This window comes from Noviherbaspirillum phoenicis, assembly GCF_047237965.1.
Taxonomy (GTDB): Bacteria; Pseudomonadota; Gammaproteobacteria; order Burkholderiales; family Burkholderiaceae_D; genus Noviherbaspirillum_A.
The window spans coordinates 4379382-4402336 of sequence record NZ_JBDFLX010000001.1 but is presented as its reverse complement, the minus strand read 5'-3'; the positions used below and the strand labels follow the sequence as shown (position 1 = coordinate 4402336).

General features: G+C 65.9%; 17 protein-coding genes. 11 read left to right on the top strand and 6 right to left on the bottom strand.

Annotated elements, in window-relative coordinates; translation table 11 throughout:
• On the bottom strand, positions 1-4108 hold a 4108-nt coding region (locus ABC383_RS19645; RefSeq protein WP_413016192.1), incomplete at its 3' end, for a HAMP domain-containing protein.
• A 266-nt stretch (positions 4109-4374) separates the two neighbouring features.
• On the opposite strand from ABC383_RS19645, the gene ABC383_RS19640 reads away from it, so the two are divergent.
• From ABC383_RS19640 to ABC383_RS19620, 5 genes are all read left to right on the top strand, one after another.
• Positions 4375-5997, top strand: a complete 1623-nt coding sequence (locus ABC383_RS19640) for a response regulator (RefSeq protein WP_413010810.1) — start codon at positions 4375-4377, stop codon at positions 5995-5997.
• On the top strand, positions 5994-6386 hold the full coding sequence (locus ABC383_RS19635; protein WP_413010808.1) for a hypothetical protein: 393 nt from the start codon (positions 5994-5996) through the stop codon (positions 6384-6386). The genes ABC383_RS19640 and ABC383_RS19635 overlap by 4 nt, the downstream gene beginning before the upstream one ends.
• The gene (locus ABC383_RS19630; protein ID WP_413010806.1) at positions 6383-6640 is read left to right on the top strand and encodes a DUF5985 family protein; all 258 of its coding nucleotides are present in this window, start codon (positions 6383-6385) and stop codon (positions 6638-6640) included. Before ABC383_RS19635 ends, ABC383_RS19630 begins: the two co-directional genes overlap by 4 nt.
• Positions 6633-6908 (top strand): DUF5985 family protein, encoded by a 276-nt coding sequence (locus ABC383_RS19625; RefSeq protein WP_413010804.1) that lies wholly within the window; start codon positions 6633-6635, stop codon positions 6906-6908. Before ABC383_RS19630 ends, ABC383_RS19625 begins: the two co-directional genes overlap by 8 nt.
• Before the next feature lie 139 nt (positions 6909-7047).
• The gene (locus ABC383_RS19620) at positions 7048-7572 is read left to right on the top strand and encodes a glycine zipper 2TM domain-containing protein (RefSeq protein WP_413010802.1); all 525 of its coding nucleotides are present in this window, start codon (positions 7048-7050) and stop codon (positions 7570-7572) included.
• 27 nt (positions 7573-7599) lie between these two features.
• On the opposite strand, the gene ABC383_RS19615 is transcribed toward ABC383_RS19620, so the two are convergent.
• The gene (locus tag ABC383_RS19615) at positions 7600-7953 is read right to left on the bottom strand and encodes an aminoacyl-tRNA synthetase (RefSeq protein ID WP_217343943.1); all 354 of its coding nucleotides are present in this window, start codon (positions 7951-7953) and stop codon (positions 7600-7602) included.
• Here ABC383_RS19615 and ABC383_RS19610 point away from each other — a divergent pair.
• Entirely contained in the window at positions 7891-10653 is a 2763-nt protein-coding gene (locus ABC383_RS19610) for a hypothetical protein (RefSeq protein WP_413016190.1), read from the top strand. The genes ABC383_RS19615 and ABC383_RS19610 overlap by 63 nt on opposite strands.
• A gap of 139 nt (positions 10654-10792) precedes the next feature.
• On the top strand, positions 10793-12415 hold the full coding sequence (locus tag ABC383_RS19605) for a hypothetical protein (protein WP_413016189.1): 1623 nt from the start codon (positions 10793-10795) through the stop codon (positions 12413-12415).
• Between the two features lie 321 nt (positions 12416-12736).
• Here ABC383_RS19605 and egtB read toward each other — a convergent pair whose 3' ends face one another.
• From egtB to ABC383_RS19585, 4 genes are all read right to left on the bottom strand, one after another.
• The gene (gene egtB / locus ABC383_RS19600; RefSeq protein WP_413016188.1) at positions 12737-13984 is read right to left on the bottom strand and encodes an ergothioneine biosynthesis protein EgtB; all 1248 of its coding nucleotides are present in this window, start codon (positions 13982-13984) and stop codon (positions 12737-12739) included.
• An 18-nt stretch (positions 13985-14002) separates the two neighbouring features.
• The gene (gene egtD, locus ABC383_RS19595) at positions 14003-14893 is read right to left on the bottom strand and encodes an L-histidine N(alpha)-methyltransferase (protein ID WP_413016437.1); all 891 of its coding nucleotides are present in this window, start codon (positions 14891-14893) and stop codon (positions 14003-14005) included.
• A gap of 71 nt (positions 14894-14964) precedes the next feature.
• Positions 14965-15492, bottom strand: a complete 528-nt coding sequence (locus ABC383_RS19590) for a TlpA disulfide reductase family protein (RefSeq protein ID WP_413016186.1) — start codon at positions 15490-15492, stop codon at positions 14965-14967.
• Positions 15493-15513: 21 nt separating this feature from the next.
• On the bottom strand, positions 15514-16593 hold the full coding sequence (locus tag ABC383_RS19585; protein ID WP_413016184.1) for a transglutaminase-like domain-containing protein: 1080 nt from the start codon (positions 16591-16593) through the stop codon (positions 15514-15516).
• Between the two features lie 163 nt (positions 16594-16756).
• On the opposite strand from ABC383_RS19585, the gene ABC383_RS19580 reads away from it, so the two are divergent.
• From ABC383_RS19580 to ABC383_RS19565, 4 genes are read left to right on the top strand one after another with little or no spacing between them, the layout of a single operon-like run.
• Positions 16757-17443, top strand: a complete 687-nt coding sequence (locus ABC383_RS19580; protein ID WP_413016182.1) for an ABC transporter ATP-binding protein — start codon at positions 16757-16759, stop codon at positions 17441-17443.
• Positions 17440-19953 carry an FtsX-like permease family protein gene (locus tag ABC383_RS19575; protein ID WP_413016180.1) on the top strand — a complete coding sequence of 838 codons (2514 nt, stop codon included), beginning with the start codon at positions 17440-17442 and terminating at the stop codon, positions 19951-19953. The genes ABC383_RS19580 and ABC383_RS19575 overlap by 4 nt, the downstream gene beginning before the upstream one ends.
• Before the next feature lie 8 nt (positions 19954-19961).
• Positions 19962-21032 carry a lipocalin-like domain-containing protein gene (locus ABC383_RS19570; protein ID WP_413016435.1) on the top strand — a complete coding sequence of 357 codons (1071 nt, stop codon included), beginning with the start codon at positions 19962-19964 and terminating at the stop codon, positions 21030-21032.
• 21 nt (positions 21033-21053) lie between these two features.
• Entirely contained in the window at positions 21054-22838 is a 1785-nt protein-coding gene (locus tag ABC383_RS19565) for an ABC transporter transmembrane domain-containing protein (RefSeq protein ID WP_413016179.1), read from the top strand.
• Positions 22839-22955: the final 117 nt, after the last annotated feature.

Below are 22955 nucleotides of genomic sequence, written 5' to 3'. Positions count from 1 at the left end.
GGCGGGTGAACTGGGCCAGGTTGGTTTTCAGCCAGTCCTGCTCGGCATTCTTCTGCGTGGTCTCCTTCAGGTTGCGGATCATCTCGTTGATGTTGTCCTTCAGGTCCGACACCTCGCCGCGCGCTTCCACCTGGATCGAGCGCGACAGGTCGCCGCGGGTCACCGCGGTGGCCACCTCGGCAATCGCGCGCACCTGGGTGGTGAGGTTCGCCGCGAGCTGGTTGACGTTCTCGGTCAGGTCCTTCCAGGTGCCGGAAGCGCCCGGCACGCTGGCCTGGCCGCCCAGCTTGCCTTCCACGCCGACCTCGCGGGCCACCGTCGTCACCTGGTCGGCGAACACCGCCAGGGTGTCGGTCATTTCATTGATGGTGTTGGCCAGCGCCGCGATCTCGCCCTGCGCCGCCACCGTCAGTTTCTTCTTCAGGTCGCCGTTGGCCACCGCGGTCACCACGCCGGCGATGCCGCGCACCTGGGCGGTCAGGTTGGCCGCCATGAAGTTCACGTTCTCGGTCAGGTCCTTCCAGGTGCCGCCCACGCCCTTGACCTGCGCCTGGCCGCCCAGCTTGCCCTCGGTGCCCACTTCACGCGCCACGCGGGTCACTTCCGATGCAAAGGAACTGAGCTGGTCCACCATCACGTTGATGGTGTCCTTCAGCTCCAGGATCTCGCCCTTCACGTCCACCGTGATCTTCTTCGACAGGTCGCCGTTGGCCACCGCCGTGGTCACCTCGGCGATGTTCCTCACCTGGCCCGTCAGGTTCGACGCCATGAAGTTCACGTTGTCGGTCAGGTCCTTCCAGGTACCGGAGGCGCCCGGCACATTGGCCTGTCCGCCCAGCCTGCCCTCGGTGCCCACTTCGCGCGCCACCCGGGTCACTTCGGAGGCGAAGGAACGCAGCTGGTCCACCATGGTGTTGATGGTGTCCTTCAACTGCAGGATCTCGCCGCGCACGTCCACCGTGATCTTCTTCGACAGGTCGCCGTTGGCCACCGCCGTGGTCACGTCGGCGATGTTACGCACCTGCGAGGTCAGGTTGCCGGCCATGGAGTTGACCGAGTCGGTCAGGTCCTTCCAGGTGCCGGCCACGCCGGGCACGTTGGCCTGGCCGCCGAGCTTGCCCTCGGTGCCCACCTCGCGCGCCACGCGGGTCACCTCGGAAGCAAACGAGCTCAACTGGTCCACCATCACGTTGATGGTGTCCTTCAGTTCAAGGATCTCGCCCTTCACGTCTGCGGTGATCTTCTTCGACAGGTCGCCGTTTGCAACAGCCGTGGTCACCTCGGCGATGTTCCGCACCTGGCCCGTCAGGTTCGATGCCATGAAGTTCACGTTGTCGGTCAGGTCCTTCCAGGTGCCGCCCACGCCCTTCACCTGGGCCTGTCCGCCCAGCTTGCCTTCGGTGCCCACTTCACGGGCCACACGGGTCACTTCGGATGCGAACGAGCTGAGCTGGTCCACCATCACGTTGATCGTATTCTTCAGCTGCAGGATCTCGCCCTTGGCATCGGCGGTGATCTTCTTGGACAGGTCGCCGTTCGCCACGGCGGTCGTCACGTCAGCGATGTTCCTCACCTGTCCCGTCAGGTTACCGGCCATCGAGTTGACCGAGTCGGTCAGGTCCTTCCACGTTCCCGCCACGCCCGGCACATTCGCCTGGCCGCCGAGCTCGCCTTCGGTGCCCACTTCACGCGCCACGCGGGTCACCTCCGAGGCGAAGGAACGCAGCTGGTCCACCATCACGTTGATGGTGTCCTTCAGCTCCAGGATCTCGCCCTTGGCATCGGCGGTGATCTTCTTGGACAGGTCGCCATTCGCCACCGCAGTCGTCACGTCGGCGATGTTACGCACCTGGCCCGTCAGGTTGCCGGCCATGGAGTTCACGTTGTCGGTCAGGTCCTTCCAGGTGCCTGCCACGCCGGGCACGTTGGCCTGACCGCCGAGCTTGCCTTCGGTGCCGACCTCGCGCGCCACGCGGGTCACTTCCGATGCGAACGAACTCAGCTGGTCCACCATCACGTTGATGGTGTTCTTCAGCTCCAGGATCTCGCCTTTCGCGTCGGCGGTGATCTTCTTGGACAGGTCGCCGTTCGCAACCGCCGTGGTCACGTCGGCGATGTTACGCACCTGGCCCGTCAGGTTGCCGGCCATCGAGTTCACCGAGTCGGTCAGGTCTTTCCAGGTGCCCGCCACGCCCGGCACATTGGCCTGCCCGCCGAGTTCGCCTTCAGTGCCGACCTCGCGCGCCACGCGGGTCACTTCGGAAGCAAACGAGCTGAGCTGATCCACCATCACGTTGATGGTGTCCTTCAGTTCAAGAATCTCGCCCTTCACGTCCACCGTGATCTTCTTCGACAGGTCGCCGTTCGCAACAGCCGTGGTCACCTCGGCGATATTACGCACCTGGCCCGTCAGGTTCGATGCCATGAAGTTCACGTTCTCGGTCAGGTCCTTCCAGGTGCCGCCCACGCCCTTCACCTGTGCCTGTCCGCCGAGCTTGCCCTCGGTACCCACTTCACGCGCCACGCGGGTCACCTCGGAAGCAAAGGAACTGAGCTGGTCCACCATCACGTTGATCGTGTTCTTCAGTTCCAGGATCTCGCCTTTTGCGTCGGCGGTGATCTTCTTCGACAGGTCGCCGTTGGCAACGGCAGTGGTCACGTCGGCGATGTTACGCACCTGGCCCGTCAGGTTGCCCGCCATCGAGTTGACCGAGTCGGTCAGGTCTTTCCAGGTGCCCGCCACGCCGGGCACGTTGGCCTGGCCGCCGAGCTTGCCCTCGGTGCCCACTTCACGGGCCACGCGCGTCACCTCGGATGCAAAGGAGCTGAGCTGGTCCACCATCACGTTGATGGTGTCCTTCAGTTCCAGGATCTCGCCTTTCGCGTCCGCAGTGATCTTCTTGGACAGGTCGCCATTCGCAACCGCGGTGGTCACGTCGGCGATGTTACGCACCTGGCCCGTCAGGTTGCCGGCCATCGAGTTGACCGAGTCGGTCAGGTCCTTCCAGGTGCCGGCCACGCCCTTCACCTGCGCCTGGCCGCCCAGCTTGCCCTCGGTGCCGACCTCACGCGCCACGCGGGTCACTTCCGATGCAAAGGAACTGAGCTGGTCCACCATCACGTTGATGGTTTCCTTCAGCTGCAGGATCTCGCCGCGCGCATCGGCCGCGATCTTCTTCGACAGGTCGCCGTTGGCCACGGCGGTGGTCACCTCGGCGATGTTCCTCACCTGGCCCGTCAGGTTCGACGCCATGAAGTTCACGTTATCGGTCAGGTCCTTCCAGGTGCCGCCCACGCCCGGCACATAGGCCTGTCCGCCCAGCTTGCCCTCGGTGCCCACCTCGCGCGCCACCCGGGTCACCTCGGAAGCGAAGGAGCGCAGCTGGTCCACCATGGTGTTGATGGTGTCCTTCAACTGCAGGATCTCGCCGCGCACGTCCACCGTGATCTTCTTCGACAGGTCGCCGTTGGCCACCGCCGTGGTCACGTCGGCGATGTTACGCACCTGCGAGGTCAGGTTGCCGGCCATGGAGTTGACCGAGTCGGTCAGGTCCTTCCAGGTGCCGGCCACGCCGGGCACGTTGGCCTGGCCGCCCAGCTTGCCCTCGGTGCCTACCTCACGCGCCACGCGGGTCACTTCGGAAGCAAACGAGCTCAACTGGTCAACCATCGTGTTGGCGGTGGCCGCCGCGCGCAGGAACTGGCCTTCCAGCGGCCGGCCGTCCACATCCAGCGACATGGTCTGCGACAGGTCGCCCTTGGCCACCGCGCCGATGACGCGCGCCATTTCCGTGGTCGGCCGCACCAGGTCGTCGATCAGGGTGTTGACCGAATTGACGATCGTGCCCCAGCCGCCCGATACATTGGCCGCAGTTGCGCGCTGCAGCAGCCGTCCCTCACGGCCCACTGTCTGGCTGACGCTGGCGATCTCCTGCGCCATCAGACCGCTGTTCTCGATAATGTCATTCAGCGTATCGGCAATCTTGCCATCCAGGCCCGTCAGGTCGGTCGGCATACGCACCGAGAAATCGCCTTTCTTCAGGGCCGTCAGGGCGGCCAGCAACATCTTGCGGTCGAGGTCGTGCGGGAAATCGGTAATGGCATGCATGTGGGTTTGTCTCCAATGAACTTTGACATTCTCCATTGGCGCTGATAGCCTTGCAAGCTGTTTTGTTGCCTAAAGAAAACTTACTGTTATGACCGTTTGAATACCGGTGGTAATTAACAAGAAGAAACAATATCGGCAGGATTCATTGCATTGGGATAAACCGCGTTCATGCAGTACGGGCAAAATGAACCCCCGACACTCTCAGCCATTCCGGTCTATCAGGGCCGCTCCCTATCCAGGCATTTTCATTTCACCAGGGCAAACCCGTGCAAAAACCCGATAAGCCCAAGATCCTGATCGTCAACGATGACCCGGCCAGCCTGTTCGCCCTGGACAGCCTGCTGGCGCGCTGGTCGGAGGATAACGGCTGCGAGGTGCATACCGCGCGTTCGGGCGAGGAAGCATTGCGCCAGGTGCTGCAGCACGATTTCGCCGTCATCCTGCTCGACGTCAACATGCCTGGCATGGATGGCTTCGAAACCGCGGAGGCCATCCATTCCCGCCCGCGCTCGGCAGCCGTGCCCATTATCTTCATTACCGCTTACCTGGCCGACGAGATGCACCGGCTCAAGGGCTACGAAAAAGGCGCGGTCGACTACCTGTTTACGCCGGTGATCCCGCAAATGCTGCAGGCCAAGGTGGGCGTGTTCGTGGCGATGGCGAAGAAGACGCTGGAACTGCAGAGCCAGACCGCGGAACTGCGCAAGCGCACCCATGAACTGTCCGCCGTGAACAAGCGCCTGGAACTGGAAAAGCGCGAACGCGAGGCTGCGGTCATGCAGAACAAGGCCAAGGACGAGTTCCTGGCGATGCTGGGCCACGAGTTGCGCAATCCGCTGTCGGCCATCAGCAGCGCGGCCACCCTGATCGGCCTGGAAGGCGTGAGCATCGAGGCGGCGCAGCGGGCGCGGCAGATCATCGGCCGCCAGTGCCAGCACCTGAGCCACATCGTCGACGACCTGCTCGACCTCGGCCGGGTGATGTCGGGCAAGATCCTGCTCGAGCGCAAGCAGTTCGAACTGGCCGCAATGCTGCATACCTGCATGGAAACCCTGGCAGCCACCGGCCGCACCCGCGGCTACGAAGTGAACATACAGTCCGATCCGGTCTGGATCGATGCCGACCCGACGCGGGTGGAGCAGATCATCACCAACCTGCTCGACAACGCGCTGAAATACACGGCGCCGGGCGGCAGGATCGATGTCTTGGTCGGCGCACAGCGGCACCAGGCCATGCTGGAAGTGCGCGATACCGGCGTGGGCATCGGCCCTGACCTGCTGCCGCATGTGTTCGACGTATTCGTCCAGGGCGAAAGCTCGCTCGACCGGGCGCAGGGCGGCATGGGCATCGGCCTGGCGCTGGTCAGCCAGCTGGTCAGGCTGCATGACGGCAACATCGAAGCCCATAGCGAGGGCGCTGGCTGCGGCAGCCGTTTCACGCTGCGCCTGCCAAGGGTGGAGGCGCCCTCGGACATGCTGGCGCCAGCCGGCGCAAAACAGGCGGCGCAGGCCGAATGCAGCGCCCTGATCGTGGAAGACAATGCCGATGGCCGTGAAATGATGGCCATGCTGCTCGACTCCTTCGGCACCCGCGTGCTGCAGGCGGCCGACGGCGCCGAAGGCCTGGAACTGGCGCTGGCGCACCGGCCCGACATTGCGCTGGTCGACATCGGCCTGCCCGGCATGGATGGCTATGAAGTCGCGCGCCGCATGCGCGCCAACCCGGCAACCTGCCACATCAGGCTGGTTGCCCTCACCGGCTACGGCCTGCATGAAGACCAGCAGCGCGCGCTGCAGGCGGGCTTCGACCTGCACCTGGTCAAGCCGGTGCCGCCGGAACGGCTGCGCGAGGCGATTGCCTCCTGCATGAACATTGTTGTGAACGGATGAAGCAGGAAGTACTGACAGACGACCTCCGGCGGTTCATCTTTTCGATCCCGTCGATTCCGCACCTGGAAGCGATCCTGCTGATGCGTCGCGAGGCCGGGCGCTGGGACGCCGCCCGGCTGGCGCAGCGGCTGTACCTGCCCACCGAGCGCGCGGCCGCCCTGCTGGCCGACCTGGCGGCGGCGCACATCTGCCCCCAGGCCGACGCCGCCGCGCCGGCCTGGCGCTACCAGCCCGCCACCGATGAACTCGATGCGCTGGTGGGCAGCCTGGAGCGTTACTACAGCCAGAACCTGATTGAAGTCACCAACATGATCCACGCAGGCAGCCGGCGCCATTCCCGGATCCAGGAATTTGCCGATGCCTTCAAGTGGGGAAAGAAAAAGCCATGATCCAGACGATCATCTATGGTTTGTGCGGCCTGACTTCGCTGCTGTCGGCCGTGCTGCTGTGGCGCGGCTACCGCGCCAGCCGCTATCGACTGCTGATGTGGAGCGCGCTGTGCTTTACGGGCCTGACGCTGGCGAATGTCGCGCTGATGATGGACAAGCTGTTCTTTCCCAGTATCGACCTGCTCCCGCTGCGCCTGGGTTCCGGGCTGGTCGCGCTGCTGCCGCTGCTCTACGGACTGATTACGGATGAATGAATACACCAGCACCAGCCTGATGACCATCGGCGCCATCGCGGCGCTGTCGTTCGTGATCGGCTGCTTCTTCCTGCGCTTCTGGCGCGTCACCCGCGACCGCTTCTTCCTGCTGTTCGGCCTGTCGTTCTGGATCGAGGCGGTCAACCGGCTGCTGCAGGGCGCCGTGCCGGCCTGGCGCGAGGACACGCCGGCCTACTATCTGGTGCGCCTGCTGGCCTATGGCCTGATCCTGTACGCGATCATCGACAAGAACCGGCGCCGCGACTGAGACCGGGACCGGCGCCGGCCCAGCGCGTGCGCTGTCCTGTTACAAGTTTTCACAGATGAAACAGTCGCTGCCTAGCAACTGAGTTCGCTCAACGTTAATCTGTGCTCATACCGAACTTCGGTGCAGACCAGGAGCGATGATGCAGACAGTACAGACCACCAACAAGATCCACCCCCTGATGGCCGGCGCCGCTGCGTCGGTCATGCTGGTGAGCCTGGTGGGCGTGGCCGCGATGACCGGCCTGCTGCCCGACTCGCACGGCGAGGCCAAGCAGCTTGCCAGCGCCGCGCCCGTGGTGGAAAAGGCCGTGGCGCCCGAGCCGGAAACCCGGCCTGCGCCGCAGCCGGTGGCGAAAAAGACCGTGGTCAAGCCGGCCGTGCAGCACGCCAGCACCCAGCGCTACGCCCAGGCCGGCAGCTACCAGCAACCGGCGTATCAGCAGCCTACCTACCAGCCGGCCTATCAGCCAGCTCCGCCGCAGCAGCCTTCGTACCAGCAGTCTGCGCCGCAGATCAGCCCGGTCGGCATTGCGGCCGGCGCCGTGCTCGGCGGCGTGCTGGGCAACCAGGTGGGCGGCGGCAACGGCAAGAAACTGGCGACCGTCGCCGGCGTGATCGGCGGCGGCTATGTCGGCAACGAAGTGGCCAAGCGCTACGGCTACTGATCCCTGACGCCGCAAGCCAACAAGCGTTCAGTGCCGCGGCTTGCGGTGTTCCAGCATGTGCACCACGGCCTTGACCACCGCGTACATCAGCGCATGCTGGCGGTCCGGATAGTCGTCCGGATGCACCGACACCGGCCCCGCATGCACGCAATGCGCATGTGAAGCGCCGGCCTCGCGGTCGAAGCGGATATCGATCTCGTATTCGGCGATCAGCGGCGCGCAGGCGGCCCAGTCGCGGGTCCATTTCGGCATGGCGGTGGTGCCGTCCCACAGCGTGCCGGCATCCTCGTAAAACTCTTCCACCTTGTGGCCCAGCAGATGGGCCAGTTGCCGCTCCCTGGCAACGCAGCTGCGGAAGTATTCCTCATCGCTCATCAGCATCGTGGTCTCCTTGATCGGCCTGCGGATCTGTCCATGCGTATTGCTCTCATTGTAGGAGCGGCCGGTCGCATCCACCCCGCGCGCCGCGAACCCAAGCGACCTGCGTCAATGCCGCGGGAGCCCTCCGCCCGGCAATATCGAACCAGGCGGCCGGGTCCGCGACTAATGGCGCTTGTCCTTGACCAGAGAGCGCCCATGCACACCTCCCCTGCCTCATCAGCCATCCGGACTGCCACGCCGAGTCCGCTGGAAGAGATGCCGCCAGACATCTTCCGCCGGATCGTGGTGACCCATATTTCCCTGCGTGAAGGCCGTGCCATCACCAGCCTTGCCTGCGTGAGCCGCGCCTTCGCGCAACGAATGACGCCGCATATGGCGCCGCTAGCGCTCAGGCTCTATCGCACGCTGGGGAACGCCATCCAGGGCTCGCGGGCGGCGGCGCTTCACGACTGCATGGGCACGCTGTACGAACTGCCCCAGGTCAATCCGGCGCATCGGCTGGAACTGTTTCTGCTCGTGAGCGCCACGCTGAATCACCACTTTCCCGGTACGGCGATCACGCCGCATATAGGCACGATGCTGGCCAGCCTGCAGCACCTGGAAAGCAAGAATCAGGCAGAAGCATTGCTCAGTCTTGTTCAGACCCATCACACTAGCCTGTTTTGCGGCACGAAACAGCAGTTCGCGGACATGGCCAGCCGGGTCGGCGCATTGCAGCCATGCCTGGCGCAGTACAAATTAGCCATCATTCTGGAACCCGAGATCTCCGGCCATATCGGCCCGGAGTTTCCGGAACGAGTGCAGGCTTTCCTCTCCATGTGCATGCGGCTGCAGCCTGGCTACAGGACCAAGGCCCTATGCCATACCCTGTGGGGCATCGCCCTCTGCGGAAGAGAAAAGGCTTATCCGGGCAGGTATGGCTTTCCCGACGATGACCAACAGATGAAGCACAACAAGGGCGCGCTTTTATGGGGCCTGCATGGCTGCCTGCAGTCCCTGCCGATGCGGGACATGCCGGTCGAAAAGCAGGTACTGCTATTGGGAAAGGCCTTGATCATGCCCGTTCTTCTCGATGATGTGGCAGAGGGCGACAAGATGGCGATCAGCCTGCTGCGGATGATTCCATCGGAGTACGGCGAGTTTTACTGGAAGCGCAACGCGGAGTACCGGGAGGTTTTCGGTGACCTTGTCGAAAGCATGCTGAAACAGGTATTCGAACGCGACCCCAGGCACAGCATCCACCGCTTCCAGAGCCTCTACCAGGCCATGGCGCATCTGCCATCGACATCGCAGATTTACTGGATGCGCGACATCGTCCTTGACCGCGCCAGGCGGGGCGAGGATGGCGTCACACTCGCCCTGATCGTCGCCACCGCGCAGGCAGCCCTGCAACTGAGCCCGGCCCAACCAGAACTCAAGCCGCTCTACGACCTGTTCGCCTTATGCCTTAACCCGGCGCCGCTTTGCAAGTCCCATTCTTACCCGCCGGTGAAACCCCCGGCGGTCGATCCCTCCGCACAGGCTGCCTACATTCAGCGCTTCGATGCCAGGTGCAGCGAACTGATGGAGCTCCTGCAGAATGTCGCTCCCGATACGGCCGGCAAGCTGCTTGCCGGCATCAACGGCGCCTATCAGGAATACAGCCCCCTGCGCGAGATGCTTCCGTCCCCGGGCGCGCTCAAGGAGGAACTGTACGGATGCTTTCTGAAGCAGGTGCTGGCCTTCCTCCAAGGCCTGCATCCGGCCGACAGCACGGCCTGCCTGCTGCAGCTGAGGTTGCCACGCTTTGCCTTGATTGACGCACGCCATGACGACTGGACATCTTCCCTGATGGCGGCAGTGGCGCATGCCAGCCGCGGCAACGACCGGGTGTCGCTGGAACAGCAAAAAACCACACTTGGCGACCTGGTGAAAAACGGCATCGACGTACCGCACCACAGCCCGGCACGCAACCGGCGAGTGCTCGCCGGCCTGGCTGAATTTCCCGAGGCCGTATGCGCGGACGTGCTGATCCGGCTGCTGGAAGATCAATACATGGCCCATGCGCATTACGACGTGCTGTTTGCCAGCGTAATCGAGGTGGCGCGCTGGCTCCCGGATATCTTGCGCTCCAGCGTGCTGGGGGCCGCTGCACGCGGGCTTAGCCAATTTCCTGAGCCGCAGAAAAGACGCAGCACGCCCTTGACGCTGCAACAGGAAAGAAATGACCGCCTTGAGCACGATTATCCAGGCCTTCAAACGTCCAACCCCGATCTGTATGCCGTCATGCGGCCCGGTTATGTGTCACGCCCGGATGGATGGGCGTTGTTGCTCGATGCCGTGGAGACCCTTTCAGTCCAGCATCAGGCCGACCGGCTCAGGCAATTATGTGGAAACACCCTTTTTTTCAGTTTTTCCAATAATCGTCTCTCCGATCAGGACAAGGCGCAATGCAGCCTGCGCCTGCTTCTCGCCATCATCAGGCTACCGAACGACTTGCGACGTGACGCATTTTCGTCATGGCTCAAGCATGTCGACCGCCAGTCCTATGGTTCGCAAGAGCGTGGAACCCTCCAGGCTGCGCTGCTGCCCATGCTGCTCGCGCTGCCCGCCAGCGACGGCAAGCCGCTGCTCGACGCCTACCTTGCCACGGTCTGGTCCGATGCGGACAAGGCGGCGCTGCGCCAGCGCGCGGCCTTGCACTGGCAGGATGACGTCTGACGACGGCCCGCACCGCTTATCGTGGCGGCGGTTCAGGCGCGCGGCCGGGTGCACGAAGCGGGATGGACCGGCCGCGCCGCAATGAACCGTCAAACCGCATGCGTGACTCAGAGCCCTCAACTTTATCCCGAGAGCAACCATGCACACCTCCCCTGCTTCGTCGGCTGTTCGAACCCAGGAGCCTGGCCTACCCAACGTTTTGCCGCAGGACGTCTGGATCCGGCTCGTGGTGAACCATATCTCACTTCGCGAGGGGCGCGCCATAACCAGCCTTGCCTGCGTGAACCGCCTGTTTTCGCAATGGCTGTCGCCATACAGACAGCCAGTGGCGCGCTACAGTGCATTGGACAACGCCGGCAATGGCACGCCGCAACAAGCTCTGCACCTTTGCATGAGCACGCTCTACGACTTGGCCGACGTCACTCCAGCCCATCGCCTGGAGCTTTTTCTGAAGGTGGGCACCGTGCTTGGCAACCACTTCTCCGCAGAGGCGATCGAGCCCCACATCGACACCCTGCTGGCGGGCATACAGCATTTGCCCCGGGCGGACAAGCCGGACGCATTGCTCGACCTCGTGCAGCGCTACAGCAGCCTTCGGTTTTACACCACGCAGCCGCGCTACATGAAGATGGCCAGCCACATCCGCTCGCTACCGCCATCCGCCACCCAGGCCAGGCTGACGGAGCTGCTCGGCAGCCATATTCCCGATGGTGCCGCTGGGGATGCCAACGAGTATGCGAAGAGAGCGCAGGTTTTCCTGGATATCTGCACGCAATTGCAGCCGACGCATTGTGCGCAGGTGTTAAGCCACCTGCTGCACTTCATCTTCCTTTATCCGGCAGAAATGTCAGTCTTGAACAAGGGAAATCCGCTTGAGCGCGAAGCACGGCAGCAGAACTGGGAAGCGCTGCTCTGGGGCATCCTGCAACAAGGCCTGCAATCCCTGCCACTCTCCGCATTGTCTAGGGATCAGCGTGTGCTGCTGCTGGGAAGGGCGACCGTCATGCCGGCCCTGCTGGCCAGCACCGGCGATGCCGACAGGATGGCGATCAGGCTGCTGGAAATGACGCAAAACGACGTTGACAACGCTGATTGGTCCCACACTGCGCGGGGAGAAAGAAGCCTGCCTGAGTGCATCGAGCACATGCTGGAAAAGCTGTTCTCGCGTGGCTCGCAACAGAGCATGTATCGCTTCGAACGCATTTTTCGGACAATGGCCCATCTGCCTCCATCGATGCAAACTTCCACGATGCAGGCCACCCTGATCAGGTGCGCCAGCCATGCCTATCCTGGCGTGACGCCGGTCTTGATCGCTGCGACCGCGCAGGTAGCTCATCCCTTCCCGCAAGACCAGCGCAAGCGTCTGTACGATTTGCTGGCCCTGTGCCTGACGCCGGGACCGTTCCGCAGCCTTGACTCACACTCGCGGCTGCAGTCCGTAAGGATTGATCCCTCCGAACAGTCCGCTTACCTGCACCGCTTTGAACTCAATTGCGTCGACCTGATCGACCACCTTCGAAGCGCGACGCCTGATGCGGCCTGCAAGCTGCTTGCAGGCATCAATGGCGCATATGAGCGGGACCGCCTGCTGGACAATATTCTTCCCGCCTCCAAGGATTTCCCGGCAGCGCTGTATGGACACTTTCTGAAACAGGCGCAAGCCTTTCTGGAAAGCCTTGCGCCGACAGCGGCGGCGGAGTACCTGCTGCAATGGAAAATTCCACGCCGTTACAGCTCCGGTGCGCGCAGCATCGACGACTAGGCGATTTCACGGATGACCGCGCTACAAAAGGCCTGCAAGGACAGCGGCCTGGCGCCGTGTGGCATGCCAACTCATACCAATCCCAATTCATAAAGTGCCAGATGAAACCGGTGGATTTTTTCGTCTGGCAAGGCGGGTGAGGAGTCAATAGCCCAGCTATTGACGACGACCCCAACGCGGCCAGGCGGAAAAAGACACGGGTTCATGGCGCATTATGGGTTGGGATTGGTATCAGGTACTTCCCGTAATACAGAGAGCGCCTGCATGAGGATCCGGCCACCTCGAGGAACTGGAGTCAGACGCAATTCCGGCACGCCGGGCTCAGGAGCGCGCCAGCCTGACCCCGCTGAACTGCCAGCGCGCCGTCGCCGGGAAGAAGTTGCGGTAGCTCGGCCGCGCATGGCCCGCCGGCGTCGCGCAGGACGAGCCGCGCAGCACATACTGGTTGGACATGAACTTGCCGTTGTATTCGCCCAGCGCACCCGCTTGCGACTGATAACCCGGATAAGGCCCGTAGCTGCTGGATGTCCATTGCCAGCAGGCGCCGAACAGGTCTGACAGCGCGCCGTTGCCCCGCGCGGCCGGATGCAGCGCACGCGCCGCGGCGTCGGTGGCGTCGCGCGCCGCATGCTCCCATTCCGCCTCGGTCGGCAGGCGCGCGCCGGCCCAGCGCGCATAGGCATCGGCCTCGAACCAGGAGAGATGCGTCGCCGGCCGTTGCAGGTCCAGCGGCTGCAGGCCGTGCAGCGTGAATTCATGCCACTGGCCGTCCCGCTCATGCCAGTACAGCGGATGGCGCAGTCCTTCGCGCATGACCCAGTCCCAGCCTTCGGACATCCACAATGCCGGATCGCCATAGCCGCCGTCGCGCAGGAAGGCAAGGTAGTCGCCATTGGTGGCCAGCCGCGACGCCAGTTGGTATGGCTCGACGAACTGGCGGTGGCGCGGCAATTCATTATCGAAGCGGTGGCCGTCGCCGGCATGGCCGACTTCCACCACGCCGCCGTCGAATTCCAGCCAGCGCAGCGCCGGCGCGGCAGCCGCGGGCGGCAAGGCGCTGCCGGCATAGGCTGGCAGCAAGGGGTTCATCGACAGCAGATGCTTGACGTCGGTCAGCAGCAGTTCCTGGTGCTGCTCTTCATGCTGCAGGCCAAGTTCGACCAGCGCCATCACCTCCGGCTTGCCGGCGGCCAGCAGCGCGCCCATGCGGGCGTCGACGGCATGCCGGTATGCCAGCACCTCGTCGAACGAGGGCCGGGTGATCAGGCCGCGCTGCGCCCGCGCATGCCGTTCGCCGACGCCGTTGTAATAGGAGTTGTACAGCATGCGAAAGGCCGGATGATGCGGCGCGAAGCCGGCCTCGTGCGGCTCGAGCAGGAAGGTCTCGAAGAACCAGGTGGTGTGCGCCAGGTGCCACTTGACCGGGCTGGCGTCGGGCATCGACTGCACGCAGCAGTCTTCTTCCGACAGCGGCTCGGACAGGCTCACCGAGCGCCGCCGCACCGCGTTGAAACGCTGGCGCAGCGCAGCTGGCGTAGTGTGCTCGCGCTGCAGTAGCGGGTCGTTCATGCTGTTCTCCTTGTCTGCCTACAGGTCGCCGCGGCGCGCATGGCAGACCATGAACCAGCCGGCTTCGTCGGTCCATGATTGCGCCAGCCGGTAGCCCGCCTCCCGCAGCAGAGCGGCAAAGCTGTCGGGCGTGTACTTGTAGCTGTTCTCGGTATGGATGCGCTCGCCTTCGGCAAAGCGCCGCTCGCCGCCGCGCCAGCGCACCGTCAGCGCATGCCGCGCTTCCAGGTGCATCTCAATGCGCGACAGCGCCGGATTGAAGAAGCCGCGATGGCGCCATTCGCGCAGGTTGAAGTCGGCCTGCAGCAGCCGGTTCAGGTGGTTCAGCAGGTTCAGGTTGAAGCTGGCGGTGACGCCGAGCGCGTCGTCATAGGCCGCGTCCAGCACCGCATGATCCTTCACCAGGTCGATGCCGATCAGCAGTTCGCCATCGGCCGCGCGCAGCCGGCGCAGGAAAGCCAGCGCCTCGTCCGGATGAAAATTGCCGATCGAGGAACCCGGATAGAAGAACAGCCGGCGCGACCGCCCCACCTCTTGCGGCAGCGCCAGCGTGGCGGAAAAGTCCATGCCCAGCGGCAGCATCTCGATCTGCGGGAAACGCTGCCGCAACTGCTGCACGGCGTCATGCAGGAAGTCGGCCGAGATGTCGATCGGCACATACTGCGCCGGCGACAGCAAGGGAAACAGCCGCGCCGCCTTGGCGCAGTTGCCGGCGCCCAGGTCGATCAGGGTGACGCCGCTGCCGACCGATTCGGCGATGTCGGCGCCATGCCGCGCGAGGATCGCGGCCTCGGTGCGGGTCGGATAATACTCGGGCAGTTCGCAGATGGCTTCGAACAGTTTCGAGCCGAGCGCGTCGTACAGGTACTTCGGCGACGCCATCGCCCGTGGCGCGGAGAGCCCGGCCATCAGCTCGTCGCGGATGACATTGGCTTGGGTATCGCTGGTAGGGATAAGGTCTGCCAATGTCGTGTCCTGTTCTATTTCAAGAGTTCGAGTATCGGGGCCTGCTGTTTCGGGTCGTCGTAGTCGGCTTCCCCGATCAGCTGGTAGCGCAGCATGCCGCGGCGGTCGACCAGGAAGCTGGCCGGCAGCATGCGCACCCGCCATGCCTTCATGACTTCCGATTCGGCGTCGCGCAGGATGGTGAAGGACACCGGCGTGCGCTCCAGGAACTGCCGGATGCGCGGCGCGCCTTCGCCGATATTGACCGCCACCACCCGGAAGGGTTTACCGGCCAGCTTCTTTTCCAGGCGCTGCAGCGAAGGCATTTCTTCCCTGCACGGCTCGCACCAGGTGGCCCAGAAGTTCACCAGCACCACCTCGCCCTTGAACGCGGCCAGGTCGACTTCCCGGCCGGACAGGTCCGGCAGCACCATCGGCGCGCTCGCCTGCCCGCCTTCGGTGGAAAACGCCTTCCATTCGCTGGCATGGGCGCCTGCCGCCAGCATCAGCGGCAGGGACACGGACAGCAGCGCGCCGGCGCAACTCTTCAATTGAAGCATCATCGGGAAGTCGCCTTCATGCGGTCAAACAATGATCTCGCGCGCGGTGATGGTGTAGCGGAAATTTTCCGGGTCCAGGCTGTCGATACGCGATACCCGGCCCATCTCCGCCACTTCCGCATTCGGGTACATGAAGAACCCGACCGGGCCGCGCGCCGCGCCCGGCAGCTTCACGTCGTGCGCATAGTTGTAGGCCAGCCAGTTCATTTCCCACGAACCGAACAGGCGCTTGCGGGCCGCTTCCACCTTGGCGTCGTTCAATGGCAGGCCGCCGTTTTCTTCCAGCACCACCTTGCGCACGTCGGCCGGGTCGACCGGCACCCAGCCATGGCCCGCCAGCCAGAATTCGGCGCGGCAGTGCTGCGCCTTGGAAATGTCGCCCGACTTGCCCAGCGACTTGTAGCCCAGCTTGGAGTCGGCCACGCGGATGCCGTACACGTCGCGCGCCGGCACGCCGACGGCGCGCATCAGGCCGACGAACAGCGCATTCAGGTCGCCGCACTTGCCGCCGAGGTTGTTCGATTCCAGCATGGCGCGGATGTCGCCGACGCCGCAGCCGCGCACCTTGGGGTCGCGCTGGGTGTTCTCGACGATCCATTCATACACCGCGTGGGCGCGGTCGAGATCGGTCTTGGCGTTCTTGGTGATGTCCTGCGCGGTGGTCCTGACAATGCCATCGGTTGGCAGCAGTTCGGTCGGCGCCAGGTACTTGGCCCGCTCCGCGTCGGACAGCACGGCGCCGCTGCCGGGGCCGTCGAGATTGACCGCGCGGTCGCGGGTGGCGAAGCGGCTGGTGGTTTCCAGCACCGGCCGCACGCCGCCGCCGAACTGCGCGGCAACAATGCCGGCGCCATACACCGGGTCCTGCACCAGTTGCACCGCGCCGTTCGGGCTGCTGTAGCGGGTGTCGACCAGCTTCTGGTAGTCGGTGTCGACCGACGGCGCCGGAATCCAGATGCGCGACGGGCCGCCTTCCAGCAGCTCGACCCGGGTGGTTACCTCGAAGGTGCGCCAGGGGCTCTCCCCGGTTGCGGCGAAGCCGACGGGCGCGATGCCCGCGGCGGACAGGGCGAGGCCCGTTTTCAGAAAGGAACGTCTGTCCATGCTAACTCCTGGAATGTTTGATCTTGTTGGAAAGGTCTTGCCGGCGGCCATGCTGTCAGCGGCATCGCGCCGCTTCCACTAAACTGGCGGAGTTTATCGCATCCATCCATCCTCTGCTCATGACCACTCGGCAGTTCCCGGGCCTGTCCCGACGCGGCGCGCCATGAAGCGCGACGGCACGCCACCCGCGCTCGAATGCCGCGGCCTGCACAAGCGCTATGGCGAGCGCATCGTCCTCTCCAGCCTCGACTTCACGCTGGCGCCCGGCGAATATGTCGCGGTGATGGGCGAGTCCGGCGTCGGCAAGTCGACCCTGCTCAACCTGATCGCCGGCCTCGACCATGCCGACGGCGGCGAGCTGCTGATCGACGGCGTGGCCATGTCCGGCCTGGATGACGACGCCGCCACGCTGCTGCGCCGGCAAAAGCTCGGCTTCATCTTCCAGGCCTTCCATATCCTGCCGCACCTGACGCTGGAACAGAACGTCGCCCTGCCGCTGCTGCTGAACCGGCTGCCGCTGGCCCGCGCCGCCGAACTGCTGGCAGCGGTGGGCCTGGGCGGGCGCGGCGCCGACTTTCCGCGCCAGCTCTCCGGCGGCGAACTGCAGCGGGTGGCGATGGCGCGCGCGCTGGCGCACCGGCCGCGGCTGCTGCTGGCCGACGAGCCCACCGGCAATCTCGACCCCGACACCGCGCATGACGTGCTGCGGCTGCTGCGCGAGGAGATCAAGGCCAGCGGCGCGTCGGCCATCATGGTCACCCACTCCCATGCGGCCGCGGCCAGCGCCGACCGGGTGCTGCTGCTCACGCGCGACGGCCTGCATCCGGCTGCCGCCGGCGCCGCGGCATGAATGCGCTGCTTGCCCGCTGGCTGCTGGCCGGCGAATGGCGCATGCATCCGGTGCGGGCGCTGGTGGCCATGGGCGCGATTGCGCTCGGCGTGGCGCTGGGCTTTGCGATCCACCTGATCAATGCCGCCGCCTTCAATGAATTCACCGCGGCCGTCAAGAGCGTCTCGGGCGTGTCCGACCTGCAGGTGCGCGGCGCCCGGGCCAGCTTCGACGAAGCGCTGTTTCCCCGCCTGGCGCAGCGGGAAGGCGTGACGCTCGCCAGCCCGGTGCTGGAAGTCGACGCCACCGTGCCAGAGCATCAGGGCACGCTGAAGATCCTGGGCGTGGACGTGTTCCGCGCCGCGTCCATCGCGCCCGACCTGGTCGGCGTGCCGCAGCCGGGCCGCGCCTTCGACACCCTGATGGACGACACCATCTTCCTGTCGCCTGCCGCCATGGCCTGGCTGGAGGTGAAGGCGGGCGACATGCTGACCCTGCGCTCGGGCACCGCCGACATCCGGCTGCGGGTGGCCGGCGGCCTGGTGCGGGCGCGGTCCGGGCAGCGCATCGCGGTGATGGATATCGCCGCGGCGCAATGGCGCTTCGAGCGGCTGGGCAAGCTGTCGCGCATCGAACTGAAGCTGGCGCCCGGCATCGACCGCGAGGCCTTCCGCGCCGGCCTGCAGCGCGAGCTGGGCGCGGCGCTCCTGGTCACCGAGACCGAAGACCAGGAAGCACGCAGCAACAACATGTCGCGCGCCTACCGGGTCAACCTGAACGTGCTGGCGCTGGTGGCCCTCTTTACCGGCGCCTTCCTGGTGTTCTCGACCCAGGCGCTGTCGGTGATCCGGCGCCGCCAGCAGTTCGCGCTGCTGCGCGTCCTGGGCAGCAGCCGGCGCCAGGTGCTGGCCCAGGTGCTGGCCGAAGGCGCGCTGCTCGGCGTGGCCGGCTCGCTGCTGGGCCTGCTGCTGGGCTATGCATTGGCGGCGCTGGCGCTGCGGGCCTTCGGCGGCGACCTTGGCGGCGGCTATTTCCCCGGCGTGCAGCCGAGCGTGCGCTTCCAGCCGCTGGCGGCGCTGGTGTTCTTCCTGGCCGGGTCCGGCATCGCGATCCTGGGCAGCGCCAGCCCGGCCTGGGAAGCGGCGCGGGCGCGGCCGGCGCCGGCGCTGAAGGCCGGCAGCGAGGACGTGGCGCTGGCGCGCCTGGCCCGGCCCTGGCCGGCGCTGGCCTGCCTGCTGCTGGGCGCGGCGCTGACCCGGCTGCCGCCGGTGCATGGCCTGCCGGTGTTTGGCTACCTGGCGGTGGCGCTGCTGCTGATCGGCGGCATTGCGCTGATGCCGCGTTTCGCCGCCTGGGTGTTCAACGCCGCCGCCGGCTTGCGTGCCAGACGCGGCGTGGTCGGCACGCTGGCGCTGGCGCGCCTGGCCAATGCGCCTAACCAGGCCTCGATCGCGCTCGGCGGCGTGCTGTCGAGCTTTGCGCTGATGGTGGCGATGGCCATCATGGTGTCCAGCTTCCGGGTCTCGGTCGACGACTGGCTGCGCCATATCCTGTCGGCAGACCTGTATCTGCGCAGCCCGGCCGCGGCCGATGCCGGCGGCCTAGGCCCCGAGCAGCAGCGCGCCATCGCCGCCCTGCCCGGCGTGCTGCGCGCCGACTTCCAGCGGGTGACGCCGCTGGCGCTGGACCCGGCGCAGCCGAGCGTGGCGCTGATTGCGCGCCCGATCGACGCCGCCGACCCCGGCCGCACCCTGCCGCTGACCGGGCCTTCGGTCGACGCCGGCACCGCGCGGCCGGTATGGGTATCCGAAGCCATGGTCGACCTGTACGGCTACCAGGTCGGCAAAACCATCACGCTGCCGATCTCCGGCAACGCGCAGCCGCTGCTGGTGGCCGGCGTCTGGCGCGACTATGCCCGCCAGAGCGGCGCGATCCAGATGCGGCTGTCCGACTACCAGGCGCTGACCGGCGACATGACGGTGAACGACGCCGCGCTCTGGCTGAAGCCCGACGCGCGGGCAAGCGATGTGGCGGCCGCGGTGCGCGCCCTGCCCTTCGGCGCCGCGCTGGAACTGGCCGAGCCGGGCGAGATCCGCGCGCTCAGCCTGAAGATCTTCGACCGCAGCTTCGCCATCACCTATCTGCTCGAAGCGGTGGCCATCATCATCGGCCTGTTCGGCGTGGCCGCCACCTTCTCGGCGCAGACCATGGCCCGCGCCAGGGAGTTCGGCATGCTGCGCCATATCGGCGTGACGCGCCGCCAAGTGCTGGCCATGCTCGCCACCGAAGGCGCGCTGCTGACCGCGGCCGGCATCGCGGTCGGTTTCCTGCTGGGCTGGTGCATCAGCCTGATTCTGGTATTCATCGTCAATCCGCAATCCTTCCACTGGACCATGCAGCTGCACATGCCATGGCCGACGCTGGCCACGGTGGCGGCGGCGCTCCTGGCCTCGGCCGCGGCCACCGCGCTGCTGGCCGGCCGCCAGGCGGTGTCGGGCGATGCGGTGCGCGCCGTCAGGGAGGACTGGTAATGCCAACAATGCTGAAAGCCCTGTTTTTCTGCCTGCTGCTCCTGCTGCAGGCACAGGCGCCGGCCGCGCCGCCTGTCTTTGCAAGGGTCGAGCCCGGCGTGCCGCTGAACTTCCCGCGCGACCATGGCGCCCATCCGGACTACCGCACCGAATGGTGGTACGCCACCGGCTGGCTCAACACGCCGGACGGCAAGCCGCTGGGCTTCCAGGTCACCTTCTTCCGCGCCGCCACCGAGCACGACCGGGCCAATCCCAGCAAGTTCGCGCCGGACCAGCTGATCATCGCCCATGCCGCGCTGTCCGACCCGGCCGAGGGCCGCCTGCTGCATGACCAGAAAGCAGCCCGCGCCGGCTTTGGCCTGGCCGGGGCAAAGACCGGAGATGCCGATGTCACGCTGGAGCGCTGGAATTTCAAACGCGACGCCAACGGCGTCTACCACACCCGCGTCAACGGGACCGACTTCGCGCTCGACCTGACGCTCACGCCAACCCAGCCAGTGATGCCGCAGGGCGATGCCGGCTTCTCGAAAAAAGGCCCGCGGCCGGAACAGGCCAGCCGCTACTACAGCGAGCCGCAGCTCAAGGTCAGCGGCAGCGTCAGCCGCCACGGCAAGCCGGTGGCGGTGACGGGCAGCGCCTGGCTGGACCGGGAATGGTCCAGCAGCTATCTCGACCCCAACGCCCAGGGCTGGGACTGGACCGGCGTCAATCTCGACGACGGCTCGGCGCTGATGGCCTTCCAGATCCGCGGCAAGGACGGCAGGAAGCTGTGGGCCTATGCCACCGTGCGCGACGCCGCCGGCCGCGTCACCCATTACACGCCCGACCAGGTCAGCTTCAGCCCGCAGCGCAGCTGGCGCTCGCCGCGCACCAATGCAAGCTATCCGGTACAGATCGAGATCCGCACCGGCGACACGCGCTGGCTGCTCAAGCCGCTGCAGGACGACCAGGAACTCGACTCGCGCGCCTCGACCGGTTCGGTCTACTGGGAAGGCGCAGTGACGGTGGAGCGCGACGGCCGGCGCGCCGGGCGCGGCTACCTCGAACTGACCGGCTACGTGGAAGCCCTCAAACTATGAACGCCAACCAATGAGAACAACATGAAGCAGGACGTCACCCAGCGCCGCTCCACCCTTGCCACCCTGGCCGGACTGCTGCCTTTCATGGCGCCGTACCGCAAGCGCTTCCTGCTGGCGGCCATCGCGCTGCTGGTGGCCGCCGGCGCCACCCTGGCGATACCGGTCGCCTTCCGCCAGCTGATCGACCTCGGCTTCGTGTCGGATGTCACCGGCGCCGGCGCGCGCCACATCAACTTCTATTTCCTGGCGCTGTTCGGCGTGGCCTGCGTGCTGGCGGTGGCGACCGCGGCCCGCTTCTACCTGGTGTCCTGGCTGGGCGAGCGGGTCACCGCCGACCTGCGCAGCGCGGTCTATGCCCATGTGGTGACGCAAAGCCCGCAGTTCTTCGAAACCACCCGTTCCGGCGAAGTGCTGTCGCGGCTGACGGCCGACACCACGCTGATCCAGGCGGTGGTCGGCACCAGCATCTCGATGGCGCTGCGCAATGCGCTGCTGTTCGCCGGCGGCATGACCATGCTGTTCATCACCAGCGTCAAGCTCTCCTCCATCATCCTGGTCACGCTCCTGGCGGTGGTGCTGCCCATCGTGCTGTTCGGCCGCCGCGTCAGGAAGCTGTCGCGCCAGTCGCAGGACCGGATCGCCGACGCCTCGGCGCTGGCCGGCGAGATGCTCAACGCGGTCGGCATCGTGCAGGCCTATACCCATGAGGCGCAGGAAGCGCGACGCTTCGGCGCGGCGGTGGAAGACGCCTTCCAGACCGCGCTGCGGCGCATCCGCGCCCGCTCGCTGCTGACCGTGGTGGCCATCCTGCTGGTGTTCGGCGCCATCGTGTTCGTGCTGTGGCTGGGCGCCCATGCGGTGATCGAAGGCACGATGAGCGCCGGCCAGCTCGGCCAGTTCATCCTCTATGCCACCATCGTGGCCGGCGCGATCGCGGCGCTGTCGGAAGTGCTGGGCGAGGCGCAGCGCGCCGCCGGCGCCACCGAGCGGCTGCTGGAACTGCTGGCCGAGCAGTCGCCGATCCGTTCGCCGGACCAGCCGGTCGCGCCGGGCAGCTGCAGCGCCGGCGGCGCGGCGCTGCAGCTGCGCGAGGTCGGCTTTCACTATCCTTCCCGGCCGCAGTCGCCGTCCATCGCCGCGCTGTCGGTCGACATCGCGCCGGGCGAGACGGTGGCCATCGTCGGCCCGTCCGGGGCCGGCAAGACCACGCTGTTCCAGCTGCTGCTGCGCTTCTACGATCCGCAGCAGGGCAGCATCCTGCTCAACGGCGTCGACATCCGCCGGCTCGACCTGCATGCGCTGCGCGGCGCGATCGGCATCGTGCCGCAGGACACGGTGGTGTTCTCGGCCAATGCGATGGACAACATCCGCTATGGCCGCGACGGCGCCAGCGACGCCGACGTGATCGCCGCGGCCAGGATGGCGGCCGCCCATGAATTCATCGAGCGCATGCCCGAGGGCTATCACACCTTTCTCGGCGACCGCGGCGTGCGGCTGTCCGGCGGCCAGCGCCAGCGCATCGCGATCGCCCGCGCCCTGCTGAAGAATCCGCCGCTGCTGCTGCTGGACGAAGCCACCAGCGCGCTGGATGCCGAATCGGAACGGCTGGTGCAGGGCGCGCTGGAAACGGCGATGCAGAACCGCACCACCCTGGTGATCGCCCATCGCCTCGCCACCGTGCAGCGCGCCGACCGCATCCTGGTGATGGAACATGGCCGGCTGGTGGAAACCGGCACCCATGCCGAACTGGTGGCCCGCGGCGGGCTCTACGCCGGACTGGCGGCGCTGCAATTCAATCTGGGCTAGGCGCGTTTGCCGGCGCGGGCCGCGGCAAGATTGCCGGCCGTCGCCGGCTGACGCCCGCCTGGATCGCACATGTTCTGAACCTGCGCTGTTTTCTCGTAACGAATCCGATTATCGGAA